At 69.5% G+C, this 16,173-nt stretch carries 10 protein-coding genes and 2 pseudogenes; 2 read left to right on the top strand and 10 right to left on the bottom strand.

Annotated elements, in window-relative coordinates; genetic code table 11:
* Nucleotides 1-279 precede the first annotated feature (279 nt).
* Nucleotides 280-1,482, bottom strand: a complete 1,203-nt coding sequence (locus tag ACNFOC_RS36325; protein ID WP_416963288.1) for a S8 family peptidase — start codon at nucleotides 1,480-1,482, stop codon at nucleotides 280-282.
* A 300-nt stretch (nucleotides 1,483-1,782) separates the two neighbouring features.
* On the opposite strand from ACNFOC_RS36325, the gene ACNFOC_RS36320 reads away from it, so the two are divergent.
* Nucleotides 1,783-4,398, top strand: a complete 2,616-nt coding sequence (locus ACNFOC_RS36320) for a glycosyltransferase family 1 protein (RefSeq protein ID WP_416963287.1) — start codon at nucleotides 1,783-1,785, stop codon at nucleotides 4,396-4,398.
* A gap of 76 nt (nucleotides 4,399-4,474) precedes the next feature.
* Here ACNFOC_RS36320 and ACNFOC_RS36315 read toward each other — a convergent pair whose 3' ends face one another.
* The 3 genes from ACNFOC_RS36315 to ACNFOC_RS36305 all read right to left on the bottom strand — a co-directional run bounded on the left by ACNFOC_RS36315 (nucleotide 4,475) and on the right by ACNFOC_RS36305 (nucleotide 9,007).
* Entirely contained in the window at nucleotides 4,475-4,984 is a 510-nt protein-coding gene (locus tag ACNFOC_RS36315; RefSeq protein ID WP_416963286.1) for a DUF1990 domain-containing protein, read from the bottom strand.
* Between the two features lie 82 nt (nucleotides 4,985-5,066).
* Nucleotides 5,067-6,722 carry a M4 family metallopeptidase gene (locus ACNFOC_RS36310; RefSeq protein ID WP_416963285.1) on the bottom strand — a complete coding sequence of 552 codons (1,656 nt, stop codon included), beginning with the start codon at nucleotides 6,720-6,722 and terminating at the stop codon, nucleotides 5,067-5,069.
* Nucleotides 6,723-6,979: 257 nt separating this feature from the next.
* Entirely contained in the window at nucleotides 6,980-9,007 is a 2,028-nt protein-coding gene (locus tag ACNFOC_RS36305; protein ID WP_416963284.1) for a M4 family metallopeptidase, read from the bottom strand.
* A 408-nt stretch (nucleotides 9,008-9,415) separates the two neighbouring features.
* Here ACNFOC_RS36305 and ACNFOC_RS36300 point away from each other — a divergent pair, with 408 nt between their 5' ends.
* A complete protein-coding gene (locus tag ACNFOC_RS36300) occupies nucleotides 9,416-9,565 on the top strand; it encodes an HNH endonuclease (protein ID WP_416963290.1) in 150 nt (49 codons plus the stop codon).
* A gap of 212 nt (nucleotides 9,566-9,777) precedes the next feature.
* Here the strand turns inward: ACNFOC_RS36300 and ACNFOC_RS36295 are convergent.
* The 6 genes and pseudogenes from ACNFOC_RS36295 to ACNFOC_RS56100 all read right to left on the bottom strand — a co-directional run.
* A pseudogene (locus ACNFOC_RS36295) lies at nucleotides 9,778-10,230 on the bottom strand (helix-turn-helix domain-containing protein); the annotation flags it as partial.
* 166 nt (nucleotides 10,231-10,396) lie between these two features.
* The gene (locus tag ACNFOC_RS36290; RefSeq protein WP_416963283.1) at nucleotides 10,397-11,347 is read right to left on the bottom strand and encodes an alpha/beta fold hydrolase; all 951 of its coding nucleotides are present in this window, start codon (nucleotides 11,345-11,347) and stop codon (nucleotides 10,397-10,399) included.
* 115 nt (nucleotides 11,348-11,462) lie between these two features.
* Nucleotides 11,463-12,044 (bottom strand): YdeI/OmpD-associated family protein, encoded by a 582-nt coding sequence (locus ACNFOC_RS36285; protein WP_416963282.1) that lies wholly within the window; start codon nucleotides 12,042-12,044, stop codon nucleotides 11,463-11,465.
* 143 nt (nucleotides 12,045-12,187) lie between these two features.
* On the bottom strand, nucleotides 12,188-13,960 hold the full coding sequence (locus tag ACNFOC_RS36280) for an ABC transporter ATP-binding protein (RefSeq protein WP_416963289.1): 1,773 nt from the start codon (nucleotides 13,958-13,960) through the stop codon (nucleotides 12,188-12,190).
* A gap of 38 nt (nucleotides 13,961-13,998) precedes the next feature.
* Nucleotides 13,999-15,711, bottom strand: coding sequence for an ABC transporter ATP-binding protein (locus tag ACNFOC_RS36275; protein WP_416963281.1), 1,713 nt, complete (start codon nucleotides 15,709-15,711; stop codon nucleotides 13,999-14,001).
* Nucleotides 15,712-16,022: 311 nt separating this feature from the next.
* Nucleotides 16,023-16,173: pseudogene (locus ACNFOC_RS56100) on the bottom strand (alpha/beta fold hydrolase); the annotation flags it as partial.

The following is a 16,173-nucleotide window of genomic DNA, read 5'->3' as shown; positions in this document are numbered from 1 at the left end:
CACGGGGGGCGTGGCCGTGCCGGATGTCGGGGGTGCTGACGAGTGGTGCGTGGCGGGCATGACCGCTCCTGTCCGCGTCAACGTGGGTGTGGGCGGATGGATGTGGGGAGGTGGGTCCTGCGAAGGAGATCCCGTGGTGCGTCTGGGGGCATACCGGTGGAGCCTTCCCACCCTATTCGGGTTAGCAATCCGGCAGGTTGCTAACTACTTACGCGCAGATCTCCACAGAAAGATCCGGCCCCGTCCTGGGCGAACAGGGCCGGTCTCGACACTCTCGCACTACGACCGCGGTACTTGCAGGAGTTTGTCCGGCGAACCGGGTCCCTCGCCGGACACCTTGCCGGAAACCGCCCCCGCGACGAGTGCCGCGGAGACCTGTGCGGGGGTGGCGCGCGGGTGACCGGCGAGATAGACGGCCGCCGCGCCGGCCGCGTGCGGTGACGCCATCGACGTACCGGAGAAGGTCGCCTTCCCGGTGTCGCTCGCGTACGACGCGGACGTGATCGAGACGCCCGGGGCGAACAGGTCGACGGACGGGCCGTAGTTCGAGAAGGCCGCCCGGGCGTCGTTCTTGTCGGTGGCGCCGACCGTGACGGCCTGCTTGACGTCGGCGGGGGAGTACAGGCCGGCCGGCAGCCCGTCGTTGCCCGCCGCGACCGTGTACGTGACACCGGAGGCGATCGAGTTGCGTACGGCCGCGTCGAGCTGGGCGTTGCGGTAGCCGCCCAGGCTGAGATTGGCGACCGCGGGTTTGTGCGCGTGCCGGGTGACCCAGTCGATGCCCGCGATGACCTGCGAGGTCGTACCGGCTCCCGCGTTGTCCAGCACCCGTACGCCGACGACCTTGGCCTTCTTGGCGACGCCGTACGTGGTGCCGGCGATCGTGCCGGCGACATGGGTGCCGTGGCCGTTGCCGTCCTGGGCGGTGGTGTCGTTGTCGGCGAAGTCCCAGCCGTAGCTCGCCCGGCCGCCGAAGTCCTTGTGGGTGATGCGGATGCCGGTGTCGATCACGTACACCGTCACGCCGCTGCCCCCGGACGCCGGCGAGGTGTAGCTCTTGTTCAGTGGCAGGCCCGGCTGGTCGAGACGGTCCAGGCCCCAGGACGGCGGGTTGCGCTGGACGCGGTCCACTGTGACGCGGGTGTCCTGGGCGACCGAGGCGACCCGCGGGTCCGCCGCGAGGAGTCTCGCCTGTCTCTCGTTCGCCTCGATGGCATAGCCGTTGAGGGCCGTGCCGTAGGTGTGGCTTATTCTCGCCCCGTACTTCTCGGCGAGGCCCTTGCCGGCCGCCGACGGAGCCGCTGTCCCCCCTTTCAACGTCACCAGGTAGCTACCGCTGACGGAACCGGGTTCACCGGCGCCGAGTATGGTCCCCTCCGGTGCGGCTTGCGCGGGCAGGGTGATGGCCGAAAGCACCACGACTGTGGTGACCGCGGTCAGTCCCCCCGCCCGGCGCAGACGCCGCGTGCGCGTCCGTGCCATGTCGAGTTCCCCTCCTTCAACTCTCCACGGGGCAGCCTCTCGTGAGGTGCGAAGCACCACAAGGGCGCATGAGGGCGTCTTTTCAGTACATGCCGGTTCAACTTCTTCAGCGCAGGCCGGTTCCTCTCCAGCCCGGGTCGGCAAAATCCAGCCCGTCCGGCGTTTGAGGACGAGGCCGTTCAGGCCGACGGGGGTCTGGGGGCAAAGCCCCCAGCGAGGGCGACACCATCGCCGGTACCGTCATCACACACGACGACACACATAGCCGTGTGTCATCCAGCGAAGCGCCGAGGTGGAGCTGTGAAGGCGATCCGTCGATTCACCGTCCGTCCCGTTCTCCCCGAACCCCTCCGACCTCTCAGTGATCTGGCGCGTAATCTGCGCTGGTCCTGGCACGCCGACACCCGCGATCTCTTCCAGTCCGTCGACCCCGAGCACTGGGCCGCCTCGGAACACGATCCCGTACGACTCCTCGGCAGCGTGTCCGCCGAGCGGCTCGCGGAGCTGGCCGAGGACCACCACTTCCTGCGCCGGCTCACGGAGGTCGCGGGCGACCTCGCCGACTATGTGGGCGGTGACCGCTGGTATCAGGCCCAGGGCGGTGAACTGCCCGCCGCCGTCGCCTACTTCTCACCCGAGTTCGGTGTCACGGCCGCCCTGCCGCAGTACTCCGGCGGCCTCGGCATCCTCGCCGGCGACCATCTCAAATCGGCCAGTGACCTCGGCGTACCGCTGATCGGCGTCGGACTCCTGTACCGGCACGGCTACTTCCGCCAGTCGCTGTCCCGGGACGGCTGGCAGCAGGAGCACTATCCCGTCCTCGACCCCAACGAACTCCCGGTCGCGCTGCTGCGGGAGGAGGACGGTTCCCCGGCCCAGGTCTCCCTGGCGCTGCCCGGCGGCCGTTCGCTGCGCGCCCGGATCTGGCTCGCGCAGGTCGGCCGGGTACCGCTGCTGATGCTCGACTCCGACGTCGAGGAGAACGACCTCGGCGAACGCAGCGTGACCGATGTCCTCTACGGCGGCGGCAGCGAACACCGGCTGCTCCAGGAGATGTTGCTCGGCATAGGGGGTGTGCGGGCGGTACGGACGTACTGTCGCCTCACCGGTCACCCCGAGCCCGAGGTGTTCCACACGAACGAGGGGCACGCGGGCTTCCTCGGCCTGGAGCGGATCGCCGAACTCTGCGACGCGGGGCTGGACTTCGCCGCGGGTCTGGAGGCGGTGCGGGCCGGCACGGTGTTCACCACGCACACGCCCGTACCGGCCGGAATCGACCGTTTCGACCGGGAGTTGGTGGCCAGGCACTTCGGGCCGGAGGCCGAACTCCCGCGCATGGACGTCCAGCACATCCTGAGCCTCGGCATGGAGACCTACCCGGGCGGCGAACCCAACCTGTTCAACATGGCCGTGATGGGCCTGCGGCTGGGTCAACGGGCCAATGGCGTCTCCCTGTTGCACGGTCAGGTCAGCCGCGAGATGTTCTCGGGGCTGTGGCCGGGATTCGATGCCGAGGAGGTGCCGATCACCTCCGTGACCAACGGGGTGCACGCGCCGACCTGGGTGGCCCCCGAGGTGTTCCGGCTGGGCGCGCGGCAGATCGGCGCCCAGCGCACCGAGGACGCGCTGACGGTGGGCGGGTCCGACCGCTGGGACGCGGTCGCGGAGATCCCGGACCAGGACATCTGGGAGCTGCGCCGCGATCTGCGCGAGCAGCTGGTCGTGGAGGTACGGGAACGGCTCCGCGCGTCCTGGCGTCAACGCGGCGCCGGATCGGCCGAGTTGGGCTGGATCGACGGCGTGCTCGACCCCGACGTCCTCACCATCGGATTCGCGCGCCGCGTCCCGTCGTACAAGCGCCTGACGTTGATGCTGCGCGACCGCGACCGGCTGATGGACCTCCTCCTGCACCCCGACCACCCGATCCAGATCGTGGTGGCGGGCAAGGCGCACCCGGCGGACGACGGCGGCAAGCGGCTGGTGCAGGAGCTGGTGAAGTTCGCGGACGACCCGCGCGTCCGCCACCGCATCGTCTTCCTCCCGGACTACGGCATGGCGATGGCGCAGAAGCTGTACCCCGGCTGCGACATCTGGCTCAACAACCCGCTCCGCCCGCTGGAGGCGTGCGGCACGAGCGGCATGAAGGCCGCCCTGAACGGCTGCCTCAACCTCTCGGTGCTGGACGGCTGGTGGGACGAATGGTTCCAGCCCGACTTCGGCTGGGCCATCCCCACGGCGGACGGCACCGGCACGGACCCCGACCACCGGGACGACGTGGAGGCCGCGGCGCTCTACGACCTCCTGGAGCAACGCGTCACCCCGCGCTTCTACGAGCGCGGCCAGGACGGTCTGCCCGACCGCTGGATCCAGATGGTCCGCCAGACGCTGACGTTGCTCGGCCCGAAGGTCCTGGCGGGGCGCATGGTCCGCGAGTACGTGGAGCGGCTGTACGCCCCGGCCGCGCACGCCCACCGCACGATGACCCCGGACGCGGCGCGCGAACTCGCCGCGTGGAAGGGGCGGGTGCGCTCCGCTTGGCACGGGGTGACCGTCGATCACGTGGAGACGTCTGCGGCTACGGCCACTGCGGAACTCGGTACGACGCTGAATCTCCGGGTGCGGGTGGGGCTGGCCGGGCTTGCTCCGGATGACGTGGAAGTGCAGGTGGTGTCGGGGCGCGTGGACCCGGAGGACCGGATCGGGGATGCGGTGACGGTCCCCTTGAAGCCGGCGGGTTCGGATGCGGAGGGGCACTGGTTGTACGAGGGGCCGCTTGCCCTTGATCGGACCGGGCCCTATGGGTATACGGTCCGGATTCTGCCCGCGCATCGACTGCTGGCGTCCGGGGCGGAGTTGGGGTTGGTGGCGGTGCCTTTGGAGGACGGGGTGGAGGGCGCTGGGGTGTTGATGCGGTAGTTCTTCGTCTGCGGGTCCGTTGTGGCTGGTCGCGCAGTTCCCCGCGCCCCTATGGGGCGCGGGTGAGCACCCCCCTCTACACCTCCGAATACGGCGCGCACATCTGGCGCAGTGTGTTGCCGATCTTTCGGGCGTACGCGTGTTGCAAGCCTCGTGTTGCCGGGCCGCCCAGGCGGGCGTACCACTTCGCGCCTCGGCTGAAGGCCGAGACCGTCAGCCAGACCGTGCCGTCGCCTGTGCGGTCGACGATGAAGGCTTCCTCGCCGCATTCAGGGTGGCCGGGGAGGGTGCCGTAGGCCCAGCCGGACCTGCGGTGTTCCTCGACCGTCCAGACGATGCGGCAGGGGGCCTTGATGAGGCCGGCGAGAGTAACCGTTACGTCTACGCCGGGGGCCGCTTTTTCGGCGCTCGCCTCGATGCCTACGCCCATCTCGCGGTGCAGTTCCCAGGTCAGGACCGCTTCGGCGGCCCGGCGGAAGACCTTCTCGCCCTCGCCGATCCGCGTGCGAACATACAGGGGATGGAAGCCCGGGGGGCAGAAGCCGCGTTCGCGGGTCGCGCCGACGTCGTCGTACGTGAAGGACATGGAACCCAAGAGTAGGGCGGTACCCGGAATTGCCTTCGCTCCGGGTACCGCCCTTACCGCTTGGCTGTCAACTCGGCCGGTGTCAGCTGACGTTGACCGCCGACCAGGCCGCCGCCACCGCGTTGTACTCGGTGGAGCCGGAGCCGTACAGGGCGGCCGCCGCGCTCAGGGTGCCGGTGCGGGCGCCCGCGTACTTGGTGGTCGACGTGAAGTACGTCGTCAGCGCCTTGTACCAGATCTGAAGCGCCTTGGCGCGGCCGATGCCGGTGACCGTGGAGCCGTTGGACGTCGGGGAGTTGTAGGCCACCCCGTTGATCGTCTTCGCGCCGCTGCCCTCGGACAGGAGGTAGAAGAAGTGGTTCGCCACGCCCGACGAGTAGTGCACGTCGAGGTTGCCGACCGAGGAGGACCAGTAGTTGGCGGAGCCGCCGTCCTTGCTGGGCTGGTCCATGTAGCGCAGCGGGGTGCCGTCGCCGTTGATGTTGATCTTCTCGCCGATGAGGTAGTCGCCGACGTCGGAGGAGTTCGCCGCGTAGAACTCGACGCCCGTGCCGAAGATGTCGGAGGTCGCCTCGTTCAGGCCGCCGGACTCGCCCGAGTAGTTCAGGCCCGCGGTGTTGGCGGTGACGCCGTGGCTCATCTCGTGGCCGGCCACGTCCAGCGAGGTCAGCGGGTGGGTGTTGCCCGAGCCGTCGCCGTACGTCATGCAGAAGCAGCTGTCGTCCCAGAACGCGTTCACGTACGAACTGCCGTAGTGCACACGGGAGTAGGCGCCGACACCGTTGTTCTTGATGCCGCTGCGGCCGAAGGTGTTCTTGTAGAAGTCCCACGTCTCCTGGGCGCCGTAGGCGGCGTCCGCGGCGGCGGTCACGTCGGTGGTGGAGCTGGAGGCGGCGCCGGTGCCCCAGGTGTTGGTGGTGTTGGTGAACAGGGTGCCGGTGCCGGACGTCCCGTGCTTCAGGTTGTACGTCTTGTGGCTGCCGCGCCCGGCGTCGGTCAGGCTGTACGTCGTGCCCGACAGGGTCGTGTCGAGGCTGACGGTGCCCGAGTACAGGGTCTTGCCGGTGCCGGTGGCGTTCTCGATGCCCTGGTACTCGAAGAGCTTCTTGCCGGTGGCCGCGTCGGTGATGACGTGCAGCTGGTTCGGGGTGCCGTCGTCCTGGAAGCCGCCGACGATCGTCTCGTAGGCGAGGACGGGGGTGGCGCCGCCGGCCCAGATGACCTTGAGGGCACCGTCGGCGGCGGTCTTGTCGGAGCCGGCGGCCTGGGCGATGGTCAGCGCCTGCTTCTCGGCCTTGGCGGTGGAGATCTTCGGCGTGACCGTGGCGACCTTGATGGTCGCCGAGTGCGCCTTGGTGACACCCTCGGTCCTGCCCGACGGCGCGGTGTGGACGACCAGGTCGCCACCGAGGACCGGGAGGCCGGCGTAGGTGCGCTCGTAGCGGGTGTGGACCGTGCCGTTGACGTCCTTGACGACGTCCTTGACGACCAGCTTCTCCTTGGTGCCGAGGCCTATCTGCTGGGCGGTCTCGGGCGCGGCGGCCTGCTTCTCCTGGACCAGCGCGGTGCGCGCGGAGTTGGAGAGCAGCTGCGGGGCCGCGGCGAGGGGGGCCGGCTTGGCCGCGGCGGGCTGGGCGGAGGCGCCGGTGGACACACCGGTGGCGAGCAGGGCTCCTGCGGCGACCGCGGTGGCGATGGCCAGGGTGGTGCGCTTGTGACGCGCGTAGAGGGGGGTCACGCAAGCTCCTCGGTGGGGGAGTCCGGACGGCGTGGGGTTACCGACCGGAGCGATTGTGAATTGGCTGTGCTGAAGCGGCGTGAGGGAAGAGTGGCACCAGGGGCGCGTACATGTCAGGACCCTCAAGTGATGTTGGCCGAAAATCGACTGTCCGGTGAACGTTGCGGCAATGTAAACGCCCACAACAGGGCGCCGCCCCGGAGTTGAAACCCCGAGGCGGCGTCTTGTTTGTGCGGCGTGAAGTGGACGACTGGTTTTTACGGGAACGTAAGCTTCCAGCTGTTGATGTAGCCGGTGTCCTGTGCCGCCACGTCCTGGACCTTCAACTTCCAGACGCCGTTGGCGACTTCGGAGGACGCGTTGACTGTGTAGGTGGCCTGCACGTTGTCCGCGGAGTCGGACGAGCTGGAGTTCTTCAGGCGGTACGCCGACCCGTCCGGAGCCACCAGGTCGATCACCAGGTCACCGCGCCAGGTGTGCGTGATGTCGACCGTGACCGAGAGGTTCGTCGGGGCGTTGCCCGTCCGCCCGGACACGGTGACCGAGGATGTGACGGCCGCTCCGTTGTCCGGAATCGACACGTCGGCCGTGTTCTCGAACGACGTGCCGCCACCGCCGCCGCCACCGGAGCGCGCACCGACCGCCACGGCCGCCCACGCGTCCTGCACCGCCTTGTACTCGGCGCCCGTCGTGCCGTACAGCTCACCGGCCGCCGCGAGCGTCCCGGTGCGGGCCGCCGCGTAGTTGGTGGTGGACGTGAACTTCGTGGTGAGCGCGCGGTACCAGATCTGTAGCGCCTTGTCCCGGCCGATGCCGGTGACCGGAAGTCCGTCCGAGGTGGGCGAGTTGTAGCTGACGCCGTTGATGACCTTGGCGCCGCTGCCCTCGCTCAGCAGGTAGAAGAAGTGGTTGGCGATGCCCGAGGAGTAGTGCACGTCGAGGTTGCCGACCCCCGAGTACCAACTGTCCGCGGAGCCGCCGTCCTTGCTCGGCTTGTCCATGTAACGCAGCGGCGTGCCGTCGCCGTTGATGTCGATCTTCTCGCCGATGAGGTAATCGCCCACGTCGGTCGAGTTGTTGGCGTAGAACTCGACACCGGTGCCGAAGATGTCGGAGGTCGCCTCGTTCAACCCGCCTGATTCACCCGAGTAGTTGAGCCCGGCGGTGTTGGAGGTGACGCCGTGACTCATCTCGTGGCCGGCCACGTCGATGGCCGTCAGCGGGTCCGCGTTGCCGGAACCGTCGCCGTACGTCATGCAGAAGCAGCCGTCGTCCCAGAACGCGTTGACGTACGAATTCCCGTAGTGCACGCGGGAGTAGGCGCCGACGCCGTTGTTCTTGATGCCGCTGCGGCCGAAGGTGTTCTTGTAGAAGTCCCAGGTCTCCGCCGCGCCGTAGTGCGCGTCGGCGCCGGCTGTCGCCGCGTTCGACGTGGTGCTGTTGCCCCAGGTGTTGCTGGTCTGGGAGAACAGGGTGCCGGTGCCGGACGTCCCGTGGTTCAGGTTGTACGTCTTGTGGCCGCCGCGGTCGGCATCGGTCAGGTTGTACGACGTGCCCGACTGGGTCGTGGTCAGCGAAACCTGGCCGCTGTACTGGGTGTTGCCCACGCCGGTGGCGTTCTCGATGCCCTGGTACTCGTAGAGCTTCTTGCCGGTGGCCGCGTCGGTGATGACGTGCAGCTGGTTCGGGGTGCCGTCGTCCTGGAAGCCGCCGACGACCGTCTCGTAGGCGAGGACCGGCTTGCCGCTCGCCGCCCAGATCACCTTGCGGGCCGAGTCGGCGGCCGACTTGGTGGAGCCGAGGGCCTTGGCGCGGGAGACCGCCTGCTTCTCGGCCGCCGCCGTCGTCACGTCCGGGGTGAGGTCGGCGACGTTGATGGCGGCGTTGGTCGCCTTGACGACGTGCGTGGTCGCGCCGGACTTGGCGGTGTCGACGACCAAGTCTCCGCCGAGGACCGGGAGTCCGCCGTAGGTGCGCTCGTAGCGGGTGTGGACCGCGCCGTCGGCGTCCTTGATGACGTCACGGACGACGAGCGCCTCCTTGGCGCCGAGGCCGATGTCCTTGGCCGTCGAGGTCCGCGCCGACGCGGCGTCGCGGAGCAGCTCGGCACGCTGCGAGGGGGAGAGCGAGAGGGCCGTGTGCGCCGGATTGCCCTTGCTCGCAAGGGGGTTGGCCGGTGCGGCGGAGGAGGTCGCGCCGGCCTGGACGGCTGCGGCGAGCAGAGCGGTGACGCCGGCTACGGCGACTATGTGGGAGGTGCGTCTGAGAGAGGAATTGCTTCTCAACACTGACTCCTTCAGGACGGCCGCGGATCGCGCGACCAGGGGAGATCACAGGGATCACAGGGGTGAAACTGTGGGGTTGCTGTGAAGCGCCAGTGGGAAGAGTGGCAGCAGCCCGCGCTTTCTGTCAGGAGCGCGTCATGAACTTGGCCGGAATTCGTTCGTTGTCCGGATGTTCATGTCCGTTATGCGGACTGCCAGTTGATGATTCTTTGACCGTGAACGGAAATTTTCCGGGCCACCGAAGCGGGTTGTGAGCCCGTGCGGTCTCCCCACCACGTCCGGATCGGCCGAGCCGGCGAGGACGACCAAGCCCACTGACTCAACTGCGCTGCCTACGGGCACCACGACGCTGCCGCGCGACTCCGCCGAACCGTCGAGCGCAAGGGGGCCGCCTGGTGTGCCTGGTGTCTGGGCGACTTCCCGGTGACCGGGGTGGACGTGGACCGTGTGCGGCCCCTTGCCGCGGGCGGGACGGACACGGACGGCAACGTGCACATGCTGTGCCACGGCTGCCACGGGCTGAAGACCGCTGCGGAGTTCGGGGCCGGCGCGAGATGATCCACGCTGCGAGCCCCCCCGTGCTCTGTCCCGGGCTGCCCCGAGCTGACCGTCAAGGGTGGCCGGTGCCCAACCCATGCCAAGGAAGCGGAAGCGGTGAGGGGCGCGACCACGGCCAAGGGATGCGGGGTCGAGTGAGCTTCTTCAGCGTTGCCTCTCCAGGGTGAGGATGGCTTTGGCGATTGACGTCATGCGGTTGGGGCTGCATCGGGAGTCAGGTCGTGGGTGCGGCCCGGCAAGGCGGGCGAGAGCCATAGCAGCTGGCCGCCCGGATCGGTGACTGCCTGCGCGTTCGCACCGTGGCGTCGGTGTTTGTGGGAGTGGTCGGCCCGGCCGTCGCCGATCCGGTCGCGCTCGGCGAGGGTGCCGTCGAGCAGGACGAAGTCCGGTTCGTGCTCGCGCAGCGTCTTCAGCAGGCCCGGTGCACGTTCGGCGAGCAGGTGGATGACCGCGCTGGTGCAGGCGTGGGCGGTGGACTCGCTGATCCCGAACCCGGCGGCGATCTTGGCGAGAGTGGTGTGTTCGCGCAGGTGCACCAGTGCCACCGTCGCGCGCTGGGACGGGCGGAGCTTGCGGCGCCGGTCGCCCTCACGGGTGACGATCGGCATGGTGACCCACTCCACGAGTGCATGCGGCAGGTCGAGTGCGGCAGGACGGATGACCAACGAGGCCCCCGAACAACGTGGTTGAGACGTCAGACATCTCGATCAACAGCCCGGAGGCCTCGCTCGTTGCGCTTCACGGCTCATCACCCGGTCGGTGACCAACTCGAAGAAGCTCATTGACCGGCTGACCGCAGGCACCAACGGCAAGAGTCCAGAAATCGACCACTCAGACGGTGGCATCCTGCTGTTCCAGCCATTTGGTAATCAGCTGGTTTGTTTCCTCAGGCATTTCCTCCTGGATCCAGTGCCCGCAGTCCAGGCCGACGACTTCCACGTTGGGCACGAACTCTGTCAGGGTTTCGGACCTCGGGCCGAAGGGGTCCCGGTCGCCGTAGATCATGAGGGCGGGCTGCTGGATGATCGGGTCCGCGTCCGCCAGCTGGTGCCAGTTGCGGTCGAGGTTCCGGTACCAGTTGATGCCGCCCGTGAATCCCGACGTCTCGAACCCGGAGATGTAGACGGCCAGGTCGCTGTCGCTCATGACAGGCTCACCGAGCGGTGCTTCCGCCAGGGCGAGGTTGATAAACGCCATGCCCGGCTCAGGGGGCGCCGGGGGAACGTTCTTCCGGTAGAGGTTGCGGAGGAACCGGCTTGTGTTCGCATCGAACACGGCGTCCGCAACGCCCGGCTGTCGATTGAAGTGGACGAAGTAGAAGTCGCCGCCGAGGAACTGTTCCATGACCTCGATCCACGGCGTCTCACCGCGCACCTGGTAAGGCAAGGACAGGTTGATCACCTTGTTCACACGGTCGGGGTGCAGCAGGGTCAGTCCCCAGACGACGAACGCACCCCAGTCATGGCCGACGAAGGTGGCGTCTTCGTATCCGTAGTGGTCGAGGAGCGCGACGAGGTCGCCCGACAGGTGCTCGATGTCGTAGTCGGTCACTTCGGCCGGGCGGGATGAGTTGCCGTAACCCCGCTGGTTCGGTGCGATGACGTGGTAGCCGGCTTCGGCGAGGACGGGCATCAGATGACGCCAGGAGTACGCGTGCTCAGGCCAGCCGTGGCAGAGCACGATGGGCTTTCCCCTGTTTTCTCGTCCTGCTTCGAAGACTTCGAGTTCCACGCCGTTGACCGGAACAATGGTGGGCTTGGGGAAATCGCTGGAATTGGTCATCATGTTTCCTTATCGCCTTTCGGGGTGATTGGGCTTAGGTGAAGTTCCCGAAGAGTTCGGGCTGTTGAATCACGAACTCTTTGCGCGGGAGTCTGCGCGTTGACCGAGCGGTCGATCATGATGGCCGCTCGGACCTTGCCATCGACGCCACCATCCGCTCCAAGCGGGCCAGCCGCGTCTTCTCGGTACGGGCGGTGACCAGACCGAGGTACAGGGCGAACTGGTCGGACTTGCCGAGCGTGTCGTAGAACACCCGCGCCGCGGGGTTCGCGTCGAGGGCTTCGATGAGATCCGGTGGTGCGGTGGCGTTCTTCTGTGAGGCGTATGCCGTCTCCCAGCGGCCGTCCGCCCGCGCCGCCTCGACCTCGGCCAGGCCGCGGGGGCGCATCCGGCCTGCCGCGATCAGGGCCTCGGCCTTGTCGACGTTCACCCGCGACCAGGCGGAGCGGGGGCGGCGGGGTGTCGTGCGCTGGAGAAAGTACGAGTCGTCGAAGCCTCGCCGCTGACCGTCGATCCAGCCAAAGCAGAGCACCGTGTCGACCATCTCTTCCCAGGTGAGCGACGGGATACCGGTGTGCTTCTTGGCGATCTTCACCCAGAGCGCGGCCTTCTCCCCGTGATGCTCTTCGAGCCACGCCTCCAGCTCGGCCGGGCTCGCGGGGACAAGGATCTCGACGCCGTCCTCGTGTTTCTGCACAACCCGCAGGCTAGGGGCCATATAGGACAGATGGTGACCTATTCAACCGACCCGCTCAGGCGACCTGACCGGTTCACTACTTGGCGAGCTTCGCCCCTGCTTGCCCCAGGTCACCCAGGGGCGGGGGCGAAAACCGCCCGGCGTCAGCCACCCGACGCCCGCCCGTCCCCGCCGTCCCCGTGCCACGAGTTCCACAGCGCCGCATAGGCGCCCCCCGCCGCCACCAGCTCCTCATGTGGCCCCAGTTCGGTCAGCAGGCCGTGTTCCATCACCGCGACCCGGTCCGCGTCGTGGGCGGTGTGCAGGCGGTGGGCGATGGCGATGACGGTACGGCCCTCCAGTACGGCGGCCAGGGCGCGCTCGGTGTGGCGGGCGGTGGCCGGATCCAGCAGGGCCGTCGCCTCGTCCAGGATCAGCGTGTGCGGGTCGGCCAACACCACGCGGGCCAGCGCGAGTTGCTGGGCCTGCGAGCCGTCCGTGGCCGAACCGCGGGGGCCGAGCCGGGTGTTGAGCCCGTCGGGCAGGTCCCGCACCCACTCCTCGGCGCCCACCGCGTTCAGCGCGGCCCACAACTCCTCGTCCGTGGCGGCCGGTTCGGCGATCAGGAGGTTGTCGCGGACCGAGCCCAGGAACACGTGGTGCTCCTGGGTGACCAGCACCACCTGGCGGCGCAGCGTCTCCGGTGAGAGGCCGTGGACCGGTACCCCGCCCACCGTCACCGTGCCCTCGGTCGGCGCGTCGACGCCCGCCAGCAGCCGGCTCAGCGTGGTCTTGCCGGCGCCGGACGGGCCGACCACCGCGAGCCGTTCACCCGGCCGTACGGTCAGGTCGACGCCGTGCAGCACCTCGCCGCCGCGCTCGTAGGCGTACCGCACGCCCGTCACGTCGATCCGGTCGTCCGCCGGAGCCGGGGCGTCGCCGTCGTCCTCCGCGCGGGGTGCCCGGGCGAGCCCCTCCACGCGGGCGAACGAGGCGCCGCTGCTCTGGAGTTGCTCGATCCGCATCAGGATCTCGTCCAGCGGGTCGGTGAACTGCCGCAGATACAGCGCCGCCGCCACCACCGTGCCCAGGCCCACCTCCCCGCGCCCGTGCAGCCAGCCGCCGACGAACAGCACACCCGCCACCGGGATCGTGTACGACACCTCGACCGCCGGGAAGAACACCGTCCGCAGGAACAGCGTGTACAGGCGGCTCCCCAGTGCCGTTCGCAAGGTGTCCCGGCTCGCGGTGACCCGTCGCTCCTGGAGCCGGAACGCCTCCACCGTGCGCGCCCCGGCCACGGTCGCCGTGAGGATCTCGGCGACCTCCGAATTGGCCGCGCCCTCCGCGAGATAGCCGTCCCGGGCCCGCCGCAGATACCAGCGCAGCGCGAACCAGATCGGCGTCAGACCCACCACCCCGAACAGGCCGAGCAGCGGGTCGAGCGCGAACACCGCGCCCATCACGAACAGCGCCTGCACCGAGCAGACCAGTAGTTCGGGTCCGATGTCCCGCAGGGTCGTGCCCACGATCGCCACGTCCGCCGTACCGCGCGCGGTCAGATCGCCCGTCCCGGCCCGCTCCACCACCGAGGCGGGCAGCGCCAGCGCCCGGTCGACGAAGTCCTCCCGCACCCGGGCCAGCGTGCGCTCACCGAACCGGTATCCCACGTACCGCGCCCAGCGCGCCAGCAGCAACTGGGCCAGCGCACACGCCACGATGACGAGGGCCAGCCGGTCCACGACCCCCACCCCGGCCCCGGCCCGCACCTCGTCCACGATCCGCCCGAGCAGCCACGGCCCGACGAGCCCGGCCCCGGCGGCCAGCGCGTTCACGACGAGCACGACGGCGAACGCCCGCCGGTCGACCCGCACCAGGCGCAGCGCGGCCCGCCGCACGTCCGCCCGTCCCGCGACGGGCAGTTGACCCTTGGCCAGCGAGGACTGTGTCCCCTTCTTCGCCAGTGAGGACTGCGTCACCGTACGACCTCCTCCGCGTCCGCGTCCCGGGCCACCAGTGCGCGGTAGCCGGGTTCCTCCGCCAGCAGCCGCCGGTGGGCGCCGCTGGCCGCGACCTTGCCGTCGACCAGGTAGTGCACGGTGTCCGCGTGGTCGAGGACCAGCGGGGACGTCGTGGTCACCACCGTCGTACGGCCCGTGCGCTCCGCGTGCAGCCGCCGCGCGACCGCCGCCTCCGTGTGCGCGTCGAGCGCCGAGGTCGGCTCCACCGCGAGCAGCACCTCGGGCTCGGCGAGCAACGCCCGTACCAGCCGCACCCGTTGACGCTGTCCCCCGGAGAGACTGCGCCCCTGCGCGGCCACCGCCGAGTCAAGCCCCTCCGGCAACCCCTGCACGATGTCGTCGGCGGCGGACGCGCGCACGGCCTTCGCCACCGCCTCCGCCGACCGCTCCGTGCGCCCGGACACGACCTCCGTCAGCGGTCCGGCGAACAGGTCGGCCTCGTTGTCGGCGACCAGGATCCGCGCCCGCACCTGCTCCAGCGGAATCGCGTCGAGCCGCACCCCGCCCCAGGTCGCCACGGACGGCGCGTACCGCCCGAGCCGGTCGACCACGGCCAGCGCGTCGGCGGGCCGCGCCCCGACCAGCGCGGTCAGCCGCCCCGGCAGCACCCGCACCCCCGAGTCGGGATCGTGCAGGACGGCCGGCTCGGCGGGCGCCGCCAACTCCCCGTTGTCCGGCGCGGGTTCGAGCCGCAGCAGCTCTACGACCCGCCGCGCGGCCACCACGCCCCGGCTCAACTCGTAGACCATCTGCACGAAGAACGCCACCGGGCCGATCAGCACCGCGACATAGCCGTACACCGCGACCAACTCGCCGATGCTGAGCTGTCCTTGGGCCGCCAGCCGGGCGGCGAGCCAGGTCACGACGGCGAGGAACAGCGTCGGCAGCCCGACCCCGATCGCCTGCACCCAGCTCGCCACCGCGCCCACCCGGTACCCCTGCACGCGCAGCCGCTGCGAGTCCTGGCGGAACGCGTCCGCGAACAGCCCTTTGCCGCCAAGGCCGTTGAGGACGCGCAGGCCGCCCGCGAGGTCGCCGATGCGCGCGGTCAGCACGCTCTGCCGCTCCCGGTACTCCGTCTCCACGCTCTGTAGGCGCAGCGTCAACGGCCCCGCGAGCAACGCGATCACCGGCACACCCAGCAGTACGACGGCGGCCAGCGGCGCCGAGATCGACAGCAGCACGCCGGCGACCACGCCGTAGACGACGAGGGCGCCGAAGCCGGGGCCGATGACGGTCAGGGACTGGGCGATCGTCCACACGTCGCCGACGCCGGTCGTGATCACCTCACCGGCCTGCGCCCGGCGCGAGAGCACGGCGCCGAGCCGGACCGTCTGGCCGACGATCAGCTTGACCGTACGGAAGTTGGCGTCGATCCGGACCCGGGTCATCGTGCGGTGGCGCATGATGCTCAGCCACGAGTTGACCGCGCCGACCACGAACAGCACCCCGGTCCACCAGGCCAGCGCGCCCATGTCGCCCGGCACCAGCCCGTCGTCGACCGCCTTGGACATCAGATACGGCGCCGCCGCCATCAGCACCATCCACACGCTCGACAGCAGCGCCCCGGACACCGCCCGCCCCGGCTGCCGCAGCACCAGCCACCACAGGAACCGCCAGCCGCCCCGACAGTCGGGTGTCCCGGGATCCTCGTACGCGTCGATCATGTGCCTCCTTGCCCAGGCCGCTGAGCGCGGGCAGCCGTGAGCGATCCGGGGGTGGTTGGAGACAACGAAGATTACCGAGCGTGAGCGCGGTTGCCCATCGAATATCGCGTGCCGCACGCCGAGGGGCCGGTACGCGGAGTGCGCGTACCGGCCCCAACAGGTGTGCTGCCGCTGAGGAGTTACCCCTGTGCGGTCCTACGGCGGCGCATCCACCACACGAGCACTCCGCCCGCCACGGCGAGGACGCCGGCGACGCCCGCGATCAGGCCGACCGGCGCGTCGTTGCCGCGCTCAACTCGGCGATGGCGGGCACTGAGATCTTTGTAGAACTGCGAACGGTCCGTCTCCACGCCCTTGCGGATCTCGTCGAAGACCTCGATCGGCAGCCCTTCCGGGTTGGCGTCCGTCTTGAGCATGAGCGGCCGGAGCGCCTCGGCGCGAGCGGCCCGCGTTGGACACCAG

The organism is Streptomyces colwelliae (assembly GCF_048158785.1).
Lineage (GTDB): Bacteria > Actinomycetota > Actinomycetes > Streptomycetales > Streptomycetaceae > Streptomyces.
The sequence above is the reverse complement of the archived record's forward strand: the minus strand, read 5'-3'. Positions and strand labels throughout refer to the sequence as shown.

Coding starts and splice junctions, on each gene's coding strand:
- ACNFOC_RS36325 (WP_416963288.1), bottom strand. CDS start 1,482: ATGGCACGGACGCGCACGCGGCGTCTGCGCCGGGCGGGGGGACTGACC.
- ACNFOC_RS36315 (WP_416963286.1), bottom strand. CDS start 4,984: ATGTCCTTCACGTACGACGACGTCGGCGCGACCCGCGAACGCGGCTTC.
- ACNFOC_RS36290 (WP_416963283.1), bottom strand. CDS start 11,347: ATGACCAATTCCAGCGATTTCCCCAAGCCCACCATTGTTCCGGTCAAC.
- ACNFOC_RS36275 (WP_416963281.1), bottom strand. CDS start 15,711: ATGATCGACGCGTACGAGGATCCCGGGACACCCGACTGTCGGGGCGGC.